The organism is Cupriavidus sp. UBA2010 (assembly GCF_002335265.1).
In the GTDB taxonomy this organism is placed as follows: Bacteria; Pseudomonadota; Gammaproteobacteria; order Burkholderiales; family Burkholderiaceae; genus Cupriavidus; species Cupriavidus metallidurans.
The window spans coordinates 20,578-41,681 of record NZ_DDCI01000003.1 but is presented as its reverse complement, the minus strand read 5'-3'; the positions used below and the strand labels follow the sequence as shown (position 1 = coordinate 41,681).

The 21,104-nt window shown below is 64.8% G+C and carries 16 protein-coding genes and 1 tRNA gene; 15 read left to right on the top strand and 2 right to left on the bottom strand.

Going from position 1 to position 21,104, the window contains the following annotated elements:
* Position 1: 1 nt before the first annotated feature.
* From bcsZ to B2246_RS00600, 15 genes are all read left to right on the top strand, one after another.
* The gene (bcsZ, locus tag B2246_RS00670) at positions 2 to 1,165 is read left to right on the top strand and encodes a cellulose synthase complex periplasmic endoglucanase BcsZ (protein ID WP_035882265.1); all 1,164 of its coding nucleotides are present in this window, start codon (positions 2 to 4) and stop codon (positions 1,163 to 1,165) included.
* Positions 1,147 to 4,950, top strand: a complete 3,804-nt coding sequence (locus B2246_RS00665; protein ID WP_286881378.1) for a cellulose synthase subunit BcsC-related outer membrane protein — start codon at positions 1,147 to 1,149, stop codon at positions 4,948 to 4,950. Before bcsZ ends, B2246_RS00665 begins: the two co-directional genes overlap by 19 nt.
* 40 nt (positions 4,951 to 4,990) lie before the next feature.
* On the top strand, positions 4,991 to 6,739 hold the full coding sequence (gene bcsE, locus B2246_RS00660) for a cellulose biosynthesis protein BcsE (protein ID WP_286881379.1): 1,749 nt from the start codon (positions 4,991 to 4,993) through the stop codon (positions 6,737 to 6,739).
* Positions 6,740 to 6,742: 3 nt separating this feature from the next.
* A complete protein-coding gene (locus B2246_RS00655; protein WP_008640766.1) occupies positions 6,743 to 6,943 on the top strand; it encodes a hypothetical protein in 201 nt (66 codons plus the stop codon).
* The gene (gene bcsQ / locus B2246_RS00650; protein WP_186424965.1) at positions 6,940 to 7,695 is read left to right on the top strand and encodes a cellulose biosynthesis protein BcsQ; all 756 of its coding nucleotides are present in this window, start codon (positions 6,940 to 6,942) and stop codon (positions 7,693 to 7,695) included. The genes B2246_RS00655 and bcsQ overlap by 4 nt, the downstream gene beginning before the upstream one ends.
* Positions 7,692 to 10,265: a UDP-forming cellulose synthase catalytic subunit gene (bcsA, locus tag B2246_RS00645; RefSeq protein ID WP_286881380.1), complete on the top strand. Its 2,574-nt coding sequence runs from the start codon at positions 7,692 to 7,694 to the stop codon at positions 10,263 to 10,265. The genes bcsQ and bcsA overlap by 4 nt, the downstream gene beginning before the upstream one ends.
* 27 nt (positions 10,266 to 10,292) lie before the next feature.
* Positions 10,293 to 11,855, top strand: coding sequence for a cellulose biosynthesis protein BcsG (bcsG, locus tag B2246_RS00640; protein WP_286881381.1), 1,563 nt, complete (start codon positions 10,293 to 10,295; stop codon positions 11,853 to 11,855).
* Positions 11,852 to 12,079 carry a BcsR/BcsP family cellulose biosynthesis protein gene (bcsR, locus tag B2246_RS00635; protein ID WP_008642451.1) on the top strand — a complete coding sequence of 76 codons (228 nt, stop codon included), beginning with the start codon at positions 11,852 to 11,854 and terminating at the stop codon, positions 12,077 to 12,079. The genes bcsG and bcsR overlap by 4 nt, the downstream gene beginning before the upstream one ends.
* Before the next feature lie 217 nt (positions 12,080 to 12,296).
* A complete protein-coding gene (locus B2246_RS00630; protein WP_008642448.1) occupies positions 12,297 to 13,472 on the top strand; it encodes a SpoIIE family protein phosphatase in 1,176 nt (391 codons plus the stop codon).
* A gap of 35 nt (positions 13,473 to 13,507) precedes the next feature.
* The gene (locus tag B2246_RS00625) at positions 13,508 to 14,080 is read left to right on the top strand and encodes a SiaB family protein kinase (protein WP_008642446.1); all 573 of its coding nucleotides are present in this window, start codon (positions 13,508 to 13,510) and stop codon (positions 14,078 to 14,080) included.
* Between the two features lie 21 nt (positions 14,081 to 14,101).
* A complete protein-coding gene (locus B2246_RS00620) occupies positions 14,102 to 14,491 on the top strand; it encodes a DUF1987 domain-containing protein (RefSeq protein ID WP_008642444.1) in 390 nt (129 codons plus the stop codon).
* Positions 14,492 to 14,517: 26 nt separating this feature from the next.
* A complete protein-coding gene (locus tag B2246_RS00615) occupies positions 14,518 to 15,231 on the top strand; it encodes a GGDEF domain-containing protein (protein ID WP_008642441.1) in 714 nt (237 codons plus the stop codon).
* Positions 15,232 to 15,334: 103 nt separating this feature from the next.
* On the top strand, positions 15,335 to 15,598 hold the full coding sequence (locus B2246_RS00610) for a hypothetical protein (RefSeq protein ID WP_008642440.1): 264 nt from the start codon (positions 15,335 to 15,337) through the stop codon (positions 15,596 to 15,598).
* 61 nt (positions 15,599 to 15,659) lie between these two features.
* Positions 15,660 to 15,750, top strand: a tRNA-Ser gene (locus B2246_RS00605).
* A 359-nt stretch (positions 15,751 to 16,109) separates the two neighbouring features.
* Entirely contained in the window at positions 16,110 to 16,574 is a 465-nt protein-coding gene (locus tag B2246_RS00600; protein ID WP_008642409.1) for a hypothetical protein, read from the top strand.
* Positions 16,575 to 16,937: 363 nt separating this feature from the next.
* On the opposite strand, the gene fliD is transcribed toward B2246_RS00600, so the two are convergent.
* Positions 16,938 to 18,434 (bottom strand): flagellar filament capping protein FliD, encoded by a 1,497-nt coding sequence (gene fliD / locus B2246_RS00595; RefSeq protein ID WP_008642407.1) that lies wholly within the window; start codon positions 18,432 to 18,434, stop codon positions 16,938 to 16,940.
* A gap of 574 nt (positions 18,435 to 19,008) precedes the next feature.
* Positions 19,009 to 21,060, bottom strand: a complete 2,052-nt coding sequence (locus B2246_RS00590; protein ID WP_035882256.1) for a sodium:solute symporter family protein — start codon at positions 21,058 to 21,060, stop codon at positions 19,009 to 19,011.
* Positions 21,061 to 21,104: the final 44 nt, after the last annotated feature.

Below are 21,104 nucleotides of genomic sequence, written 5' to 3'. Positions count from 1 at the left end.
CATGCGTCGGGCAATGGCCTGGCTGTTGCGGGCTACCGTCGTATGCACGCTGGCCGGCACGGTGTTGACCAGTGCCGCGGCCACCTGCGCGTGGCCCGACTGGGATGCCTTCCGGCGCAGCACGATCAGCCAGGACGGCCGCGTGATCGACGACAGCACCGACCAGCAGGTGACGGTCTCCGAAGGCCAGTCGTATGCGCTGTTCTTCGCGCTCGTGGCCAACGACCGCGCTACCTTCGACAGGCTGCTGACCTGGACCGAGAACAACCTCGCGCAAGGCGACCTGACGGCCCATCTGCCCGCGTGGATCTGGGGCAAGCGCACCGAGGGCGAGCACGCAGGCACCTGGGGTGTCATCGACGCCAATCCGGCATCGGACGCGGACCTGTGGATTGCCTACTCGCTGCTCGAAGCCGGCCGCCTCTGGAACGAGCGCCGCTTCACGGCGCTTGGAACGCTGGTGGCGCGCCGCGCCCTGCGCGAGGAAACGGCGGTGCTGCCCGGACTCGGCCGCACGTTGCTGCCCGGGCCCACTGGATTCCACACGTCGCCCGATGTCTGGCGCCTGAACCCGAGTTATGTGCCATTGCAGGTCATGCGGCGGCTGGCAGCCATGCCGGGCGAGGACAGCAGTTGGAAAACGCTGGTCGACACCTCGGCCCGGCTGATCCTGAACACGGCCCCGCGCGGCTTTTCGCCTGACTGGGTGGAGTATCACAAGGGGCGAGGCTTCCGGCCCGACACGCAGACACAGGCCGGCGGCTCATACAACGCGATCCGGGTCTATCTCTGGGCCGGCATGATGGCGCCGCGCGATCCGCTGCGCACTTCGGTGCTCCAGGCGTTCCGCCCGATGGCCGATTACGTCCGCAAGCAGGGGTATCCGCCCGAGCGGGTCGATACCCAGTCGGGCACGTTCGGGCCGAACAGCGGCAACGGTGGCTTCTCGGCAGCCATCGCGCCCTACCTTGCCGCCCTGGGACAGACCGATGACGCGCGCGCGCAGGCGCAGCGCGCCCGCGACCTGGCCGCGCAGAAGCCCGCCGGCTACTACAGCCAGGTGCTGGCGCTGTTCGGCCTGGGCCATCTTGACGGACATTTCCGCTTCGAAGCGGACGGCACCCTGGTGCCGGCCTGGAAATCCACATGCCCCGCCACGCGCTAGCTCCCGCGCTGGCGCTGTTGCTGGCCAGTTCCGCCTTGCCGGCCTTCGCGGCCGATCCTGCCCCAGCGGCAGGTGTGTCGCCGCCTGCCACATCCGCGCAGATGGCGCAGTTGCTTGCCGCTGCCAAAATGTGGGAGGCAAAGAACCGCACCGATATGGCGCGCGGCATCCTGGAAAAGGCACTGCTGATCGATCCGAACCAGCCCGAGGCGCTAAAGCTGATGGGCCTGATCGAGATCCGTTCGAACCGCCCCGCCGAAGCCGGCAAGCTGCTGGCCAAGCTGCGCCAGACCGCGCCGGGCAGCGCCGCGACGCTCGAACTCGATGACGCCTATCGGATCGCCACGCGCGACAAGCGCGAGATGGCCACCATCCGGTTGCTGTCGCGATCGGGCAAGGACGAGGAAGCCGTGAAGCGGCTGCTGTTGCTGTTCCCGCGCGGCGCGCCCAGCGGCGATCTGGCACGTGACTACTACCGCATCCTCTCAGGCACGCCGGATGGCCGCACACGGGCCATCAGCGAACTCCGCAGCCGCACGCGCCAGAACCCCAACGACATGGCACTGCAGCTCGCACTGGGCGATCTGCTGACCGACCGCGCCGGCACCCGCCAGGAAGGCATCGGCATCCTCTACCGCATCACGCAGCGCCCCGATGGCGACCGCAAGACCGCGCTCGACATCTGGCGGCGCACGCTCTACCGCGTGAATGACGACCCGGCCTACTACGTCTGGTTCGAGCGCTACCTGAAGGAAGTACCCGACGATGACGCCGCGCGGCAGACGCTCGCCGATCTCGGCAAGAAGGTAGAGGAGCAGAAGCGTCTGCAGGCCGACCCCGCCTATCAGGCCCGGCAACGCGGGCTGGCACAGCTCGAGCGTGGCCAGCTCAGTGAGGCGGACATCGCCCTGCAGAAGGCGTATCAAAAGCGGCGGAACGATGCCGAAGTGGTGGGCGGGCTCGGACTCGTGCGCCTGCGCGAAGGCCGGCACGACGAGGCACGCGAACTGTTCGCACGTGCGCAGCAGCTCGACCCGAGCAACAAATGGCGCAGCCTGATGGCCACGGCGACGTTCTGGGGCATGATCTCCAAGGCACGCGACGCGAACAAGCAAGGCAAGCCGGCCGAAGCGGAAGCGCTGGCGCGCAAGGCACTGGCGCAGCAGCCTGGCAACGACAGTGCGGAAGGCATCCTGGCCGACGCGCTGATCGCGCAGAACAAGGATGCGGAAGCCGAGGCGCTGCTGCGCAAGATGCTGGCCCGCCCCAAACCCGACATGGGCGCGCTGCGCTCGCTGGTCGAACTCCTGCAGAAGGAACATCGCGATGCCGAAATCGATCCGCTGATCGCCGGCATCGAGCCGCGCATGAAAGGTTCCGAGCGCGAGATGCGCGCGATGCGTGCCGACCTGCTATCGGTGCAGGCGGAACGGCTGCTGGCGCAGCAGAAGCGCAGCCCCGCCATCGCCAACCTGGAGGCTTCGGTTCGGCTGCAGCCCGACGACGCCTGGACACGCTTCACGCTGGCCCGCCTCTATCGCGATCTGGGACTACCCGCGCTAGGCCGCACCGTCATGGACGACGGTCTCAAGGCTGCGCCGACAAGCGAGATGCGCTATGCGACGGCGCTCTACCTGAACAGCGTGGACGACATCGACGCGGCCACTACGGTGCTGGCCGCCGTGCCGGATGCCGAGCGCTCGGAAGGGATGAGGAACCTCGGACATAACCTGGCCGCCCAGCGCTTGCTCCGCGAAGCCCGGCTGCGCGTTGCCGAGGGACACGACGACGAGGCACGTGCCCTGTTGCGTCAGGCCGCGCAGGAGGCCCAGAACGATCCGCACATGCTGGCGTCGATCGGACGCGAATGGATCGCGCTCGGCGAGCCGGAGACCGGTTTGCATCTGGTCAGCGACTGGCTGGCCGCGCACCCGGAGGACCCGCATCTCGACATCCGCCTGCGCTATGGCGAATTGCTGGCGGCGGCCGATCGCGACGAGGCATTGCGCCAGTGGATCGCCGATTCGACCGCCCTGCCCGGCATCACCGACGAACAACGTGCCAGCTTCGCCGACCAGTCACTGCGACTGGCCATCCGCGAGACCGATCGGCGCATCGCCGAAGGCGACTTCAACGGCGCGCACGACACCCTGTACGCCGTGCCAGAAGCACAGCAACGCGACCGTCGCTGGCTGCTGGAGCTCGCGGACCTGCGCGAGGCCCATGGCGACTTCAAGGGCGCAGCCGATGCGGCGCGTCAGGTGTTGGCCACCGATCCGCACGACGCCGGCGCGCAACTGACGCTGGCGCGGCAGTACGAACGCATGGGCCGCACCGACGAGGCGCTCGACATCGTGCGCACGGTGCTGGCCGAAGCGCCCGACGACGATATCGACACACGCCTCTCGGTGGCGCGGCGCTTCACTGCGCTGCGGCGCGAGGACGAAGCGGATGCCGTCGTCGATGCGCTCGACGCCCGCTTCCCGAACCGCGCCGACATCACCGTGCAGCGTGGCCGCATCGCCCAGTCGCGCGGTGATTACAACGATGCGGCTGAAATCTATCGCACCGCGCTCGGGCTCGAGCAACGCGAAAGCGTGCTGCCGGGCCCCGAGGGCACGCCCGCGCAGCGCGCGCTGGCGGGCCTGGAGGCACGTCGCCAGGGCGAAGTGGCAACGGCCGTGTTGCAGTCGAACAAATCCGGCGACGACGGCATCTCCAAGCTGAACGCCACCGAGATTCCGCTCTATGTGCGGATTCCGAATGGCTATACAGGCCACTACTTTTTCCATGCAGATACCGTGCTGCTCGATGCGGGTACGCTGCAGGCCAGCCGATCGGTCAGCGACCTGCCCTTCGGCAAGATCCCAGCGCTCGGCAACGCCGGGCTCGGGCCGATCGGCCAGACCGACAAGGGTGTGGCCCTGGCCGCCGGCTACGAATACGATGGCGCATACAACAGCTGGCGCGCCGATATCGGCACCACGCCGCTTGGCTTCACCGAGCAGAACGTGGTTGGCGGCTTCCGCTATCGCGCCGACCTCGGCGTTTCGTCGTTCAGCGCGGACATCTCGCGGCGGGCCGTGACAAGTTCGCTGATCTCGTACGCGGGGGCCGTTGATCCGGTCACCGGGGAGCACTGGGGCGGCATCGTGCGCAACGGCGTCCACTTGCGGTACGCGCGCGATGTCGGACGCATTGGCCTGTTTGCCGACGTCGGCGCCGGCCTCTACACTGGTGACAACGTGAAGACCAATCGCGAAATCACCGTGCGCACCGGCTTCGACGTGCCCGTCTACATGGCGCGGGACCAGAGGGTCTCCAGCGGTCTGGTGCTCAACTACTGGCATTACTCCGACAACCAGCGGTTCTATACGTTTGGACATGGCGGCTACTACAGCCCCCAACGCTATGTGTCGTTCGGCATCCCTCTGGACTGGACCGGGCGGTATCACAAGTGGTCGTGGCGCTTCCTTGGCTCGGCAGGGTGGTCATTCACCTACGAGGACGATGCGCCGTACTTCCCGACCCGCCCCGACCTGCAGGCGATGAGCGGCAACGCCATCTACAAGGGCGGTTCGGGCGGTGGCTTCAGCTACACGTTGGGCGCGACGATCGAATACACGCTCGCGCCGCACTGGGTGGTTGGCGCGGCATTCTCGATCGACCGGTCACGCGACTACGCGCCGAACCGTGCCATGGCCTGGCTCCGGTATCTGTTCGACAAGCGGAAAGACCCGGTGCCGTACCCGCCCGCGCCAGTGCGGCCCTATTCGACTTACTGAGCGACTTACTGAGCGACATACTGAGCTATCGGGTTCTGTCATGAACGACGTCGAACACTCTGCCCCCCGCCCCTCCCGCAAGCCGCTGCTGGCGCGGCTGCAGGCGCGCACGCTGCTCGCGATCGAAGGGCTGGCGCCGGCGCTCGGCACGCTGGCCAGCGGCCGCGCACACGTGGTGTACGCGCAGCCCTCGCCCGCACGCGATGCTTTCTTCTGGCAAACCGCCGCCGGCGCGCTGCGCGGACCCGCCAGTGTGCTCTCGGCGCGTGATGCCGGCGAAATCGCCAAGGCGCTCCGCGAGCATGGTCTCGATATCGACGTCAATCGCGCGCTGCATTCGCGTGCCAATCTCTGTGCCTTGCGTGCCCAACCCGGCCGCGACGGCATCGATGCCTTGATCGACGCGCTTCAGGCACTCGTCGACCAATGCGGCGCGCGGGGCACGATGCTCCTGATCGAAGGCGCCGAAGCATTTTTCAGCTGGCAGGATGCGGTCGCCCTGGCGAGCCAAGGCGTTCGCCTGCACGATTGGTGCGCGAAAGAACGCTGTGGCGTGCTGCTCGTGGTCGCGCCGCCTCCGCTGGCGCCGGGACAATCGCCGCCCGACTTGCAGGCCTTCCACGGCCGTTTTGCCGGTGCGGCGCAACTTTCCCAGCAGCAGGGGCAGTACACCTGGGAAGTCGCGTTCTGGCGCGACAAGCAGTCGGTGGTCGCTGGCGAAGTTTTGCGGCTGCGCTTCGCGCCGCACGAGCAACGGCTGATGGTGGCGTCCGACACCTACAGCGACCAGATTGAGGAAGCGGGAATGCTGGCGCCCGACGAAGACCGCGTGATCGTCAGCCGCGATGCGGTGCTGCGCGAGCGCTTCATTCCCGAGAACTGGCGCATCGTTGACAGCAACGAAGCCGCCGTCGCCACGGCCAGCCAGTCCGTGGCCGCGACCGTGATCCTGCGCTATTCGGGCAGCCGCGACCTGGAACTGCTGGCCAGCCAGGTGCACCGCCTGCGGCGTAGCGCGGGCCGCGCGCTCAAGATCGTGATCCGCGAAGACCGCGAGGCCATGCGCCAGCACTATGAGCTGCTGATGCTCAACCTCGGTGCCAATGCCGTGGTGGCGCAACGCACGCCGTTCGCGCGAATGCAGGCGATGATCGACGCGTTGCAAGGTCAGGTCTTCTCGCGGCCGATCCTCGCTGACTATCACAGCGCCCTATCGGCCGTGCTGACGACCTCGGCCACCGGCTACGTGACGCCCGACACGTTCCTTTCTCTGGTGCGCGATGCGATGGACCGCAGCCGCTTGATCCGGCTGCCACACGTACTGCTGCAACTGCCGCTACTGCCCGAAGTGGCGCATATCGACGCGCTGCGCGCCTGCCATATGAACCGCGCCGGCGACCTCTGCACCGCGGGCAGTGATAGCGTGTACGCGTTTTTCTTCGCCTGCCGGCTGGACGATGTCGACGCGGTATGCGCGCGCGTGTTCCAGCGTCCGATGGGCGATATGTTCCAGGGCGATCTGCGCAGCGGCGACAACGAATCGATCGCCGCGACGCTGAGCGAACTGGAGGCCGATATTCAGGCCTATCCGCCTCCCGACTACACGCGCTGGCTGGCCCAGGAACCATCGAGCCACACGGAACCGTCGGATGCACCAACGGAGGCATCCCCAACGACACCGGCCCCGGCGCAGACCTTGCCGTTGATCGCGCCTCGCCGGGCACAAGGCGGCGGTGGCCCACGCGCCCTGCCGCGCCACCACCCCGTGCCGCTCAAACCACTACGCTGACCCATGCCCATCTTTCTCGGCTACTTCGTCTGGGGACTGATTCTGGCGGCGCCGCTTGCGTGGCTGACGTGGCGCTTTGATCTGTTGCGCTGGCTGCCGCGCTGGACCGCGCCACGGCCCCGTCGCAGCGTGCGACTACCACCGCAACTCGACGCCCTGGTGATACGTGGCAAGCGCCGTATCGGCGATGGAGAACAGTCATGATTACCGTGGCCATCGTCTCCACCACGGGCGGGGCTGGCCGCAGCACGCTGACGGCGGAACTGGCCTCGCTGCTGGCCCAGCGCAAGCACCCGGCGCTGGCGCTGGAATGCGATCCCGCCAACGTGCTCGGCTTTCACTTCGGGATGAGAGAGATTCCCGAGGATGGCCTCGGTGCCTATCTCGACGCACCGACCCCTGGCGCGTGGGCACGCGCCGGACAACGCAGCGACGATGACGTGCTGTTCGTGCCATGGGGCAGCGGCGGCGCCCCTGCCGCGCTGGCGAACGCCGCGCCGGACTGGCTCGGCCGGCTGCTGGCGCAGGTGGATCTGCCACCGCGTGGTGTAACGTTGATCGACTGCGCACGTTGGCCATCCCCACTCGCGGATCAGGCCATCGCAGCGGCCGATCTCGTGCTCGTGCTGGCCCCGGCGCAACCGGAGACCTGCCTGACGCTGCGCCGATTGGCCGACGCGCTGACCGCGCAAGGCAAAACCGCCCGCTATGTGGCTACGCGCCTACAGCCTGCGCGGCAACTTCATGTCGATATCGTCGCGCTGTTGCAGGCCATGCTCGGGCAGGCCATGCTGCCCTATCACGTCCATGACGACAGCAGCGTGGCAGAGGCGCTGGCCCGCAGCGAGAGTTTCTGCCGCAGCACGCCACACTCGCAGGCCGCGCATGACATGAATGGCCTGGCGTCGTGGTTGTCGGCATGGCTCGAAGCCGCCACACAGGAGTCCCGGCAATGAGCGCGCGCGGCTTCTCGCCAGGCGAACTGTTCTCAGGCGCCCGCGACCGCGTGGCGCGGGCGCTCGGCGTGGCGCGCACCGCGAATGCCGGCAACTGGCTGCTCCGCCTGTTCTTTCGCCCGCCTCGGCCGGGCAAGCGCGACATCCCGGCGGAATGGGCCGCGCAGGTTCACAAACGCGCCATGACCCGGCTCGGCATCGGCAAGCGCCAAAGCACGGGCGCGTGGCTGTGGCGCCTGTTCATCCGCCCCCCAAAACCTCGACATCGACTGGCTGCCGATCCGCGCAAGCAGCGTTCGATGGCCGAGCCGGAGCGCGACAACTGGCTGCGCCGCTGGCTCGATCGGGTACTCGAGCCCGTCTGGAATACGACATCGCGACTGCACCACCAATTCTTGTCGATCCTGCCTCGACCGGACTGGAATCGAGTGGCCTATTCGCTCGAGTCCCTTGCCGCGCAGGTCGGGCGTATTCCATTTGTCCTGCCGATCTCCATGATCATCGCAGCCATCGCCACCGTCGTCATCGGCACCACGCCGCTGACGTTCGCGAGCCAGATGCTGATGTTCGCCGTGGTCTGGGCCATACTGATCGTCGTGCGGCGCATTCCTGGGCGGCTGGCCACGATCACGATGATCGCCGTCTCCATGCTGATGGCCGTGCGCTATATCTGGTGGCGCTCCACACAAACGCTGCAGTTCGCCACCACGACCGAGGCCGTGATCGGTTACCTGCTCTACGCAGCCGAGTGCTACACGTGGCTGGTGCTCGCGCTGAGCTACCTGCAGACCGCCTGGCCGCTGCACCGCAAGCCAAAGTCGCTGCCGGCTGACTCGTCTCTATGGCCGACCGTCGATGTCTTTATCCCGACGTACAACGAATCACTCGCCGTGGTCCAGCCGACGGTGTACGCGGCGCGCAGCATGGACTGGCCCGCCGACAAGCTGCGCGTCTATATCCTCGACGACGGCCGCCGGCCGGCGATGCGCGAGTTCGCCGAAGCGGCGGGCGTGGGCTACATCACGCGCGACAACAATCGCCATGCCAAGGCCGGCAATATCAATCAGGCGCTGCCGCGCACCAGCGGGGACTACATCGCGATTTTCGACTGCGACCATATCCCCACGCGCTCGTTCCTGCAGATGACCATGGGCGAGTTCCTGGACGATCCGAAGTGCGCGCTGGTGCAGACGCCCCACCACTTCTTCTCGCCCGATCCGTTCGAACGCAATTTCGACACCTTCCGCCGCGTGCCGAACGAAGGCAGCCTTTTCTACGGCCTGATCCAGGACGGCAATGACCTCTGGAACGCCACGTTCTTCTGCGGCTCCTGCGCGGTAATCAAGCGCGCGCCGCTGCTCGAGATCGGTGGCATCGCGGTAGAGACCGTCACCGAGGACTCGCACACTGCACTGAAACTGCACCGCCGCGGCTACAACAGCGCATACCTGCGTACCGTGCAGGCCGCCGGGCTGGCCACCGAAAGCCTGTCCAGCCATATCGGCCAGCGCATCCGGTGGGCACGCGGCATGGCGCAGATCTTCCGTCTGGACAATCCGCTGCTTGGCAAGGGCCTGACGTTGTTCCAGCGCCTGTGCTACAGCAATGCGATGCTGCACTTCTTCTACGGCATTCCACGGCTGATCTTCCTGACCATGCCGATCGCGTATCTGTACTTCGGGCTGCACGTGATCAATACGTCGGCGCTGATGATCATGGCCTACGTGTTGCCATACCTGCTGATCGCCAACGTCACCAACTCGCGACTTCAGGGTCGCTACCGACATTCGTTCTGGGCGGAAGTCTACGAGTCCGTGCTGGCGTGGTACATCGTGCTGCCCACCACGGTGGCCTTCATCAATCCGCGCGCCGGCAAGTTCAACGTAACAGCCAAGGGCGGGCAGATTGCCGACGACTATCTGGACTGGACTATCTCCAAGCCCTATCTGGTACTGCTGGCGCTGAACGTGGCCGGCCTTGTATTCGGCGTGCTCCGCCTGCTGTTCTGGGGCACCGAAGAGCCGGCCACCGTGCTGATGAACATGGGATGGGCCACGTTCAACCTCATCATGCTCGGCGCTGCCGTTGGCGTGGCCCGCGAGGCGCGGCAGGTACGCGTGTCGCACCGTATCCCGATGCGCGTGCCGGCCACTCTGCTGCTGCCCGATGGCCGCACGATCGCGTGCAAGACCGAGAACTATTCGATGGGTGGCCTGGGCATGGTGCTGCCAATCGACGTGCCACTGGTCGAGGGCGCGCCGGTGGGCGTATGTCTGTCGCGCGGATCGCGAACCTATCACTTCCCCGCCGTGGTCACCCGCAATATCAATCGCCACCTTGGGGTGCGCATGGACGATCTGAGCGTCGAACGCGAAGCGCAGTTGATCCAGTGCACGTTCGGCCGCGCCGACGCATGGATCGACTGGCTCGACGACGAGCGCGTCGATGCCCCGCTGCGCAGCTTCAAGGAAGTCGTTGAAATGGGCTATCAGGGTCTGCTGCGGCTCTACGACGCCTTCGTCGATGCCGTCGAGCTGGTGACCGCGCGACGCCGCTCACGGCTGCCCTGACCGCCCCGAACCCCTAAGCGAGACCCCATGGGACTCTGGAACCTCTACTTCCTCGCCAAGATCTACCTGTTCCATACCGGGCAGATGCAACCGATATGGCTGCTGAACCTGGTCTTCGCCCTGCTGCTGGTGATACCGCTCGAGTCGCGCGTTCTGCGGGTGCTGCGGCAGGTCATCGCCATCGGCGCCGGCGCGGCGCTGGCGTGGCGGGAATCCACGCTGCCGCCGTTCGCGCGTCTGCTCACGGAATTCTCCAACATCCGCACCTTCACACCCGGATACCTGGTGGAACTGTTCCAGCGCTTCGTGCCGGTGCAGATGGTGGTGGCCGTGGTGCTGGTGGTCCTGGTATACCTGCTGATCAACCGATGGATTCGCACCACTACGTTCGTCCTGCTTGCCTTGATCGCCATGCCGATCTGGTATGGCACGGGTATCACGCTGCCGGGCGCGAAGGCTCAGCAAGCAACAGCGCAATCCGACGGATCGCCGCGCGCGGATATCAACGCCACCAACAACTACGACGCCATCCTGGCCGCGTTCCGCCAGCAGGAAGCCCAGCGCACCGCCACCTTCTCGCCGCTCACCGCAACGCCTGACGCGCAGTTCGACATCATCGTGCTGCACATCTGCTCGCTGTCGTGGGATGACCTTGACGCGGCCAAGAGCCTCAATCACCCACTGCTGTCGCGCTTCGACTACCTGTTCAAGAACTTCAGTTCCGCCGCCAGCTATAGCGGTCCGGCCGCCATCCGCCTGTTGCGCGCGTCATGCGGCCAGCAGCCGCACAAGGATCTGTACGACCCCGCGCCCGCCGAATGCCACCTGTTCGCCGATCTGGCCCAGGCCGGCTTCACGCCGCGCATCCTGATGAACCACGATGGCCGCTTCGACAACTTCCGCAACTACGTGGAGACCGAGATCGGCATTCAGGGCGTGAAGATGGAATCGACCGACGGCGTGCCGGTGGCCATGCGCGCCTTCGACGACTCGCCGATCCTGGACGACTTCAATACCTTTGACCACTGGTACAAGCAGCACCTGGCGCAGGACAAAGGCCCCGTGGCGCTCTACTACAACACGGTCACGCTGCACGACGGCAATCGCCTGCCCGACAAGCGCCTGACCAGCATCGAGTCCTACCCGCTGCGCCTGAAGACGTTGCTCGACGATGTCGACCGGATCATCGACACCATCAGCAAGTCCGGCCGCAAGGCCGTGGTGATCTTCGTGCCCGAGCATGGCGCGGCGCTACGCGGCGACAAGAACCAGATCTCGGGGCTGCGCGAGATTCCCACTCCCAACATCATCCACGTGCCCGTGGGCGTCAAACTGGTCGGCCTGCCCACCACGGCAACGCCGCAGCCGGTAACCATCGACGCGCCGACGAGTTTCTTCGGATTGTCACAATTGGTGTTCAATCTCGTGGCCGACAGCCCGTTCCGCCAGGGGGCGCCCGATCTGGCGCACTACGTCGAGGATCTTCCGCAGACCCAGATGGTCGGCGAGAACGAAGCGACGCTGACGATGAAACGAACCAACGGCTATGTGATTCACACACCGGACGGCGTCTGGGTGGAGCAGCAATGAGCAAACCCATCGGGTCCCGCAAGGCGGCCACGGCCTACAGCGACATCGACATGCTGGCCCAGCATGTGGACGGCTTCGACGCGCAGCAGTACTTCGACCAGCAAATTGAAGTGGAAACAGTGGCCGCCGCGCAACGCTGGCCTCTGCTGGCCCGGGTGATGGGGTGCTCGGCATTGGCCGACGCGGAGCCGTCGGTTGCCGTCGGCCCGAGCGGTGGCGGCTGACGGTCGCCCCCCCTCCCCAAAGCGCTACGCCCACCATCCCCCGCCAGTAGGGAAGCAACATTGGCCTTCGGGGCCAAAGTGTCACGGATTCGTCATATCGCCTGCCTAGACTCTGGGCCACTTTCCACACAGTGTCCCTCCCGTCATGTCTGGCGTACTGGTCGACCCTTCCGCTGCCCGTCCGCGCTTCCGACAGCCATGCGCCGAAGACCTGGCCATGCCGACCCCGTCTGTCACCACCGACCAGACGAACCAGGATGTGCTGGAGGTCTTTGCCGCCCATCGCGACCTGGCCTGCCTGCCCGTCACCGAGCAAGGCAAGCCGATCGGCCTGATCAATCGGTCGATCTTTCTGTCGCAGATGAGCAAGCCCTATCATCGCGAGCTCTACAACCGCAAAAGCTGCATCGCGTTCATGGACAAGGAGCCGCTGATCGTCGACGCGGCCATGAGCATTGACGCACTGACGTTCCGAACCGTGGAATACGGTGAAAAGGCGCTGGCCGACGGCTTCATCATCGCGCGCGACGACCAGTACATCGGCCTGGGGCAAGGTCTGCAACTGATGCGCGTGGTGGCGGACATGCAAGCCGAGCGAAATCGCCAGATCATGCACAGCATCGACTATGCGAGCACGATCCAGCGCGCGATGCTGCGTGCCTCGCGCGAGATGCTGGGCGCCACGCTGCCCGACGCCGCACTGGTATGGGAACCGCGTGACGTGGTCGGCGGCGACTTCTACCACTTTGCCGCCTTCGAGGACGGCTGGTTCGCCGCGCTGGCCGACTGCACCGGCCACGGCGTGCCAGGCGCATTCATGACGCTGATCGCCTCGTCGCTACTCACGCAGGCCATCGAGCAGATCGGCCCGCGTGACCCCGGCGCGCTGCTGATGGCCGTAAATCGCGGCATCAAGCAGATGCTCGGCCAGAACGACCGCGAGCCGCGTGAATCACCGAGCGCGTCGGAATCCGACGACGGCATGGACGCGGCCTTCTTCTGGTTCGACAACGCCACGCGCCAACTGACCTTCGCCGGCGCCAAGTCATCGCTGTTCGTGCTGCAACCCGCCGACGCCGAAGGCGAGATGGTCAACGGCGCGCGCATGGGTGTCGGCTACGTCGATACCGATATGGCATTCACGTGGCAGAACAACGCCGTTCCGACCACGTCCGGCACGCTGGTGTTCGTCACCACCGATGGCCTGATCGATCAGATCGGCGGCCCGAAGGAAATCGCCTTCGGCAAGCGCCGGATGCGCGAGGCGATCTGCGCCAATCGCGCCGCATCAGCGACGCAGATCAGCCAGGCCGTGCAGGATGCCCACCGGGACTGGCAAGGCACGCAGCGCCGACGCGACGACCTGACTTTCTTCTGTTTCCGCGCGCCGTGACGCCATCAGGCTGCGCCGCGCCCATCCGCCAACACATGACCGCCGCACAATCGATTGACAATGAATATGAGCCCTTCTTCGCGATGGCTCGGGAACGCAACGTGATCTTCTACTACGTCGGCTATTTTTCGCAGAACATCATCGCCGCGATGTCCGACGCGGTGCGCCTGCAGCTTTCCGTCAGCGGCGTGGACGGCGCCACGCGCCGCAAGCTCTTCTCGTCGTTCGTGGAGATGGCGCAGAACATCGTGCACTACTCGTCCGATTCGCTGACATCGCCATCGCAAGCCGACGGTCATCTGCGCCACGGTTCCGTCTGCATCAGCATGGTCGACGAGCACTACCGCCTGATGTGCTCGAACCCGGTGTCCACCGCGCGCGTGGCGCAACTGCGCGGCACGCTGGAGCGCGTGCGCACCATGACGCTCGACGAGATCAAGCGCGCCTACAAGGAAACCCTGCGGGCCGAGGTGCCGGAGGGCAGCAAAGGCGCCGGTCTCGGCATCCTGACAATGGCGCGCGATGCCAGCGCCCCTCTGGAGTACAACTTTCAGCCGATCGACTCCGATCCGGTCTCGACGATGTTCCAGCTCGTCGCCACCATCTGAGCCCATCGGAAAGAGCCCGCCATGGAAAACCTGTTCATCGCCGCCACGCCAAGCTCGCCCGAAGTGAGCTTCGACTTCACGCGGCACGTTCTTTCGCTCAAGGGTGAGTCCTACCCCGAAAATGCCGCCGTGTTCTACGGCGAAGCCGTCACGCGCCTGCGCAAGTACCTGTCCGATTGCGATGGCGCGTCCGTCACGGTCAACGTCGCGCTGACGTACTTCAACAGCTCCAGCACCAAGATGCTGTTCAGCATGTTCGACGCGCTGAACGAGGCCGCCGAGCGTGGCAACGCGATCCGCCTGCACTGGTTCCACGACGAGGACGATGACACCATCCTCGAGTTCGGCCAGGAACTGCACGCCGATTTCCCCGCCATCGACTTCATCGACGAAGTGACGACCAGCAGTTGAATCCCCCTCTCGCTACCGTCGCCACCATGCCCGAGCCCGATCTGTTCGAATCGGAGAACAGCGTTCTGGCCCACGCCAGGTCCGTGTTCTGCGATGTCGACGCGGGCGAGGAAGCCTATCGTCACACCCTTGGCCAGCTCATCAGCTACTACGAGCGGCTGATGCGCGAGACGCGCCGCCTGATCCGGCGCAGCGACCGCGAAGAGCTGGAAATGAACCGGCTCAACCACCGGTTGCAGGAACTGGCCCAGGAACTCGAATACCGCGCCACGCACGACACACTGACCGGCGCGCTCAACCGCGGCGCCGTCATCGACCGCGCCACAGCGGCGCTGGCGCGCGGCAGCCTGGCGCTGATCGTGATCGACATCGACCACTTCAAGCGCCTGAACGATGACTTCGGCCACCCCGTGGGCGATGCGGTGATCTGCGGCGTCACGGCCTGCCTGAAGGACACGGTCCGCATGGAAGGCGTGATCGGACGCATGGGCGGCGAAGAGTTCGCAGCGCTGCTGCCCGACTTCACGATCGACGCCGCCGCCACGTTGGCCGACCAGATGCGTCTGGCCATCGCCGGACATCGCTTCCCTGCCCCCGTCAACCGCGAGGTCACCGCCAGCTTCGGCGTGAGCTGGTCACCGCAGGGCCGCCCGTTCGAGCACGCTTACGGCCGCGCGGACGAGGCGTTGTATGAAGCCAAGCGAGGCGGGCGGAATCGGGTAACGCAGGCGCGGGAGTGACTGGCATCGTCCAGCCAGTGCCCACTCGTCCGAGGGGTGAAGCAATCGCCGGCACAGCCCGATAGATGAGGGGTCTTGTGCCGCATCCGTTATCCGTCACCTCATGGGCGCTCTCCTCATCATGCTGGGCTACTACGCTGCCGCCTACGGCTGCGTCTGGCTCATCGGCCGAATCTGTCCCCCGCTAGGCAACCTTGTTGTCAGATTCCGCTACCTCGTCGGCCTGGCCGTCCTCGTCTACTGGTTTCACTCGCTCTCCGGCTGGCAAGGGAAAGGCGTGCCATCGACGCTCTTCTTCCTGGCGATCATGCTGTGCCTGCTGCCAAAGTCCCTGAGGTTCGGAAAAGGAGGGCGAGCCAGCGAGTAAGACGTTGCACATGCGCGACGCTGGACAGCCGGAGCGGCTCTGCTATAATCGCGGACTTCCCGGAGAGATGGATGAGTGGTTTAAGTCGCACGCCTGGAAAGCGTGTATGGGTTAATAGCCCATCGGGGGTTCGAATCCCCCTCTCTCCGCCACAGATTTCGAGAAACCCCGGCAGATCCCAGGATCTGCCGGGGTTTTTTTGACCTGTCGATCAGCCGATCCCCGCTGCGGGAATCTCCTTCCGGCACCCCGTCACGCATACACCGCACCTGACGCACCCCTCGCCCGTGCCGCTTTCATGTATCCACTCTGTACTGTCGTGTCGAGTCCGGATGCACAAGTACTGGTGCTTTCGTACAAGCCTGTATCCGGTCATCACAAACGGTTAAATGCCAAGTGAAGTCCTGTCAGTTCTGCCTCTGGCGGCCTGAATGCCCTTGCTAACGTGCAACCGCTCCCCGGTACTTCACGGCGGTAGCTCACCTAAACAACGCATTCAAGGAAACAGCACATGTCTTCGATCAGCAGCCTGTCTTCAAGCACCGGTTACCTGCCGGCCGCCACCAGCCAGAACAATGCCGCGCAACGGCGCGCCGACTTCCAGCAGATCGCGCAGGACCTGCAGAACAACGATCTGAGCGGCGCCCAGCAGGCCTACTCGGCGCTGCAGCAAACCGGCGTGGATACCAGCACGACCGCTTCGGTGTCAGGCACGTCGGGTACCTCCAGCACGTCAAACAGCTCGCCGCTGGACGCACTCGGTCAGGCCTTGCAAAACAATGATCTGAGTGGTGCCCAGCAGGCGCTGGCCAAGCTCAAGCAGGCCCATCATGGCGGCGGTCATCACCATCATGGTGGCGCGGCCCCCGCACAGGCCATCGCGAGCACGTCCTCGACGGACGCGAGCAATTCGCTGGCAGTCGAAGCGAGCGCCGCCGCAGTGCCGGCTGGCTCGATCATCAATACGCTGGCCTGATCTGCGCCGGTCGTGCGTGGTCCTTCCGGGTCCTCGCCATGACCGGCCGAGAGGCGCGCGGCAGGGTGTCGTGTGCCGCGCAAACGACACCCTGGATGACGTTGCTACCAACCACGTATAGAAAGGCAGGCAACGGTCCCATGCGACAGGCCGGCGGCGCGGGGCGTCAATGCGACCGGACTCCTTGACACCCGTGCGGTGTGACCAGAGCGCGTACTCGCGTTGAGTGTGGCTGCCCGGCAGTTTCCCCACCAAAACGATCAGCCCTTCTGCCCTGTCCCCTGACCGTGACCCTGTGCGTCGGACACAGGGTCACGGCAGGCACCACCGTTGCCAGACGGCAGTGCCATCGCTCGTCCGACGTTATCCCTTGCTACTGCTGGACGAGAACTGCTGCGTCAGGTAGGCACTGGTGCTCTGCATCTGCGACATGATCACGTCGAGCTGCGTGAACTGCGCCTTGTAGTTGGCGATGTCCGCGTTGATCTGCGTCTGCGTCTGATCGTACTGATTGCTCAGATCCTTGAGTGTGTTGTTGATGCCTGCGGTTGCCGTGGTCACCGCACCGGTGCTACTGGTCAGGTTCTTGACCCACGTGCCGATCTGATTGCCATAGCCACTTACGCCATCGGCGTTGCCGAACAGGTTGCCCACCGCGCCGGCATTGTTGTTCAGCGCCGTGGTCAGCTTGCTGGTGTCGAGCGCCAGCGTACCGTCGTCCTGGAACGAGATGCCGATCTGCGAGAGCGTGCTGAACGCGTTGTTCGCCTGGGGCGTATTCAGCAGGCTGCGCAACTGCGACTGCATGATGCTCAGCGTGGAATCACCGGTCAGCGGTGAAGCCGTCTGTGTGGAGGGGTCATACGCAGACAGCGAGGCAGAGGTGCTCTGCAGGTTGTTGTACGCGGTGACGAATCCCTGTATGCCCGTCACGATCGAGCTGGTGTCGCGTTGCACCGAGACGTTGCTGGTACCTGTCTGCGCCAATGTCATGGTCACGCCGGCCACCGCGTCGCTCACGGTGTTGCTGGTGCTCTGGATGGCGATATTGTTGACAGTGAGCTGGGAATTCTGGGCAGCAACGGTCTGCTGCAGGTTCTGCGTGCCGGCAGGATCGTATCCAACAAGGTTCGCTAGCGCCGTGCCGCCATCGGTTTCATTGACCGAAAGCCGCACGCTGTTGGTGGCACCCGTATTGTTCGAGTTGATCACAAGGCGGTAGGGTGTACCAGAGCCGTCGTTGATGATGCTTGCGGTGACGCCGGCATTGGCGTTGTTGATCGCGCTGGCGATGCCCTGCAGCGTGTTGTGGCTGCTGTCGATCGTGATGTCGACGCCGGTGCTGGCGCTGTTGGCCGTGAACGTGGCCCCGGTGTATGTGCCGTAGGTGCCGCTGGACGCATTGCTGTCAAGCGTGCCGCCGGTGATCGAACCGAAATCGACATGGATGGTGCCGGTGCCGATGGCAGCGGTCTGGTTGGCCTGTCCCTTCGAGACGAGCGATTGCGCCTGCGCGAGTTGCGTGACGTTGACCGCATAGTTGCCGGTGGCCGCCGTATTACTACCGGTTGCGCTCAACACGGCGGTGTTGCTGGAACTGGCAGTCGTTGCCTGGAAGAAGGACTGACTGGCAAGCTCGCTGGCCGAGCCCTGGAAGGCCGCCAGCATGCTCTGGATCTGCCCATATGCGGAGAGCTTGGTCTGGTAGCTCTGCTGCTCCTGGGTGATCGCGGTCAGCGGTGCCTGTTCGGCCTGAGTGAGCTGGTCGAGCAGGGAACTCAGGTCAAGTCCGGAGCCAACGCCGAGGTTGGATATCAGGCCGGAGCTTGAGGCGGAAGTCGTACTGGATGTCGTAGTCATGACTCGCTTCTGGTGAGGGGATATATCGTCTGGGACGATATCGAGCAGCCTGAGCAATGCTCAGGTTCTGCAACCAGGCTATTGCTTGTTCTGCACGCAATAACCCGTCATCACCATAGCAACGAGAAACTGGCGCTTATTGATGAATTGGCGCCGCTTTCGCCGGCATTTAACCGGCGGTGACGATGCGTAACGCACTGCAAGAATTTGAGGCGGTTGTGTGGGACTGTCTGACTCAAATCCAATACAAAGCGGAAACATTGTCCACTGCGCGGACCTGCTTTCGGCATTCAAATGCTTCGAAGGCTCCTGGATGACAAAGCGACTACGGCGGTGGCGCGAAAGACTACTTTCCTGCCGCGCGTGGAGTGCCAATTGCGGAAGCGTCCCAGACCAGATTCGGAAACATCAAATGGAACCCCCACGCACTTGGGAGCAGACTTGATCCGTTGGGCGCCTCCCGGCCTCAGCAAGATCTGTTGTGACCCCAACTGATCTATTCCCGCGCGCCCACTACCTCTCCGGTGTGGGCGTTTTTTTGTCCAATGGGCAATGGACAACGGGCAATACCCTGCTACCCCTTCCGCAGGTAATTCACCAACCTGTCGATCACCGGCGCATTCCTCGGCGTCACCAGACTGACCAGGATGGCCGCGGCAAACCCGGCTGGCACGCCGAACGCGCCCGATGCGATCGGGTCGACGCCGAACCAGCGGTTGCCGAAGATGCCAGTCATCTTGGTGAAGAACGGGTAGTTGACGAAGATGTAGTAGACCGCCACACCCAGGCCGGTTGCCATGCCGGCTACCGCGCCCGCTGCAGTGGTGCGGCGCCAGAAGATGGCCAGCACCAGTACCGGGAAGAAGCTCGATGCTGCCAGCGAGAACGCCGCGCCGACCAGGAACAGGATATTGCCGGGCCGTAGCGATGTGACATAGGACGCGAACAGCGCCACCCCTAGCAGTACGACCTTCGCGGTCGTCACGCGCCGCTGGTGGCTCGCCTGGCGGTCGACCATGTGGTAGTAGACGTCGTGCGACAGCGCGTTGGCGATGGTAAGCAGAAGGCCGTCGGCCGTGGACAACGCTGCCGCTAGCGCGCCGGCGGCGACCAGTCCTGAGATCACGTAGGGAAGCCCGGCGATTTCTGGGGCGGCCAGCACGATCATGTCCGGCTGGATCAGGATCTCGGCCCATTGGACGATGCCATCGCCGTTCATATCCCGGATGCCGAACACGGGAGGGTCGACCTTCCGCCATTGCACCACCCACTGCGGCAACTCGGCGTATGGCGTGCCTACCAGATGCTGCAGGAACTCGGCCTTGACCAGCGCCGCGAGCGTTGGCGCGGACACGTACAACAGCGCGATGCAGAACACCGCCCAGGCCACCGAGTTGCGGGATTCGCGTACCGATGGCGTCGTGTAGAGGCGCGTCAGGATGTGCGGCAGGCTGGCCGTCCCGAGCATCAGGCAGAACACCAGCAGCACGAAGTTGAGCCGTTGCGTCTTGCGCTCCTGCTCCGACGCCGCAGGGTACGGCTCAGTCGAGGGCGTTGAAACCCGGCTGCGCGCGAGCGCATCCTCGCGCATCTGGGTCCACTGTTGCAGCGCGTCCGCGGCATCGACCGGGAATGCCAGGCGCTCGCGCTCCACGCTCTTGATCTCGCGCAGCGGCGCATTGCGCGCCCGCAACTCGAGCAATCTGGCGTCGAGCGCATTGCGTTCCTCCAGGAACGATTCCGGCAGTCGCGCGATGCGGTCCTGCAGCGCTATGGCCTGCTGCTGGAAGATCTCGCGCACCTGGATTTCGGCCGGATCGCGCTCGATCGCTTTTTCCGTCTGGTCGATCTGCCTCAGCAACTTGCCATAGCTAACCTGCGGCAGCACTTCGTGATGGTGCTTCCACGCGATCAGCGACACCGTCAGTAGAAACGCGACGATGAGCATGATGTACTGCGCCACCTGCGTCCACGTCACGGCGCGCATTCCACCCAGGAACGAACAGACGAGAATGCCGGCCAGACCGAAGAACACGCCAACGGCAAATTCCACGCCGATAAAGCGCGTGACGATCAGCCCGACTCCCTGGATCTGCGCCACCAGATAGACGAACGAGCATAGCGATGCGGCCAGCACGGCGATCGCGCGCACCGGCATGTTGCCGCCCGGCTTGCCATTGCCATACCGCGCTGCCAGGAAATCGGGGATCGTATAGCCGCCGTACTTGCGCAGGTATGGCGCCAGCAGGAAGGCCACCAGGCAGTAGCCGCCGGTCCAGCCCATCACATAGGCCAGCCCTTCGTAGCCGGAGACGAAGATGATGCCGGCCAGTCCGATGAAGGATGCCGCGCTCATCCAGTCCGCGGCAATCGCCATACCATTGAACATGGCCGGTACCCGCCGTCCCGCCACGTAGTACTCGTTGAGATCCGAGGTACGACAGATCAGGCCGATGCACGCATAAATCGCGATCGTGACGAAGAGGAAGACGTAGCCAAGCCAGAGCGCATCCGCATTGGAATGCTCCAGCAAGCCCATCATGCCGACGAAACCAAACAGCCCGAGCGTGAACAGGCCGTAGTACAGCATCAACCGGCGGCGAAAGCGCGACTGGGTGTCTGGCATCAGCAAGAAAGAAAATCGTGCCCGCTCAGCATGAAACCGAGGCG

What these genes read in the sequence shown, in the direction of transcription:
- B2246_RS00630 (WP_008642448.1), top strand. Translation starts at nt 12,297, where the DNA reads ATGCCGACCCCGTCTGTCACCACCGACCAGACGAACCAGGATGTGCTG.
- B2246_RS00610 (WP_008642440.1), top strand. Translation starts at nt 15,335, where the DNA reads ATGGGCGCTCTCCTCATCATGCTGGGCTACTACGCTGCCGCCTACGGC.
- bcsA (WP_286881380.1), top strand. Translation starts at nt 7,692, where the DNA reads ATGAGCGCGCGCGGCTTCTCGCCAGGCGAACTGTTCTCAGGCGCCCGC.
- bcsG (WP_286881381.1), top strand. Translation starts at nt 10,293, where the DNA reads ATGGGACTCTGGAACCTCTACTTCCTCGCCAAGATCTACCTGTTCCAT.
- fliD (WP_008642407.1), bottom strand. Translation starts at nt 18,434, where the DNA reads ATGACTACGACATCCAGTACGACTTCCGCCTCAAGCTCCGGCCTGATA.
- B2246_RS00625 (WP_008642446.1), top strand. Translation starts at nt 13,508, where the DNA reads ATGACCGCCGCACAATCGATTGACAATGAATATGAGCCCTTCTTCGCG.
- B2246_RS00665 (WP_286881378.1), top strand. Translation starts at nt 1,147, where the DNA reads ATGCCCCGCCACGCGCTAGCTCCCGCGCTGGCGCTGTTGCTGGCCAGT.
- B2246_RS00590 (WP_035882256.1), bottom strand. Translation starts at nt 21,060, where the DNA reads ATGCCAGACACCCAGTCGCGCTTTCGCCGCCGGTTGATGCTGTACTAC.
- B2246_RS00655 (WP_008640766.1), top strand. Translation starts at nt 6,743, where the DNA reads ATGCCCATCTTTCTCGGCTACTTCGTCTGGGGACTGATTCTGGCGGCG.
- bcsE (WP_286881379.1), top strand. Translation starts at nt 4,991, where the DNA reads ATGAACGACGTCGAACACTCTGCCCCCCGCCCCTCCCGCAAGCCGCTG.
- bcsQ (WP_186424965.1), top strand. Translation starts at nt 6,940, where the DNA reads ATGATTACCGTGGCCATCGTCTCCACCACGGGCGGGGCTGGCCGCAGC.
- B2246_RS00600 (WP_008642409.1), top strand. Translation starts at nt 16,110, where the DNA reads ATGTCTTCGATCAGCAGCCTGTCTTCAAGCACCGGTTACCTGCCGGCC.
- bcsR (WP_008642451.1), top strand. Translation starts at nt 11,852, where the DNA reads ATGAGCAAACCCATCGGGTCCCGCAAGGCGGCCACGGCCTACAGCGAC.
- B2246_RS00615 (WP_008642441.1), top strand. Translation starts at nt 14,518, where the DNA reads ATGCCCGAGCCCGATCTGTTCGAATCGGAGAACAGCGTTCTGGCCCAC.
- bcsZ (WP_035882265.1), top strand. Translation starts at nt 2, where the DNA reads ATGCGTCGGGCAATGGCCTGGCTGTTGCGGGCTACCGTCGTATGCACG.
- B2246_RS00620 (WP_008642444.1), top strand. Translation starts at nt 14,102, where the DNA reads ATGGAAAACCTGTTCATCGCCGCCACGCCAAGCTCGCCCGAAGTGAGC.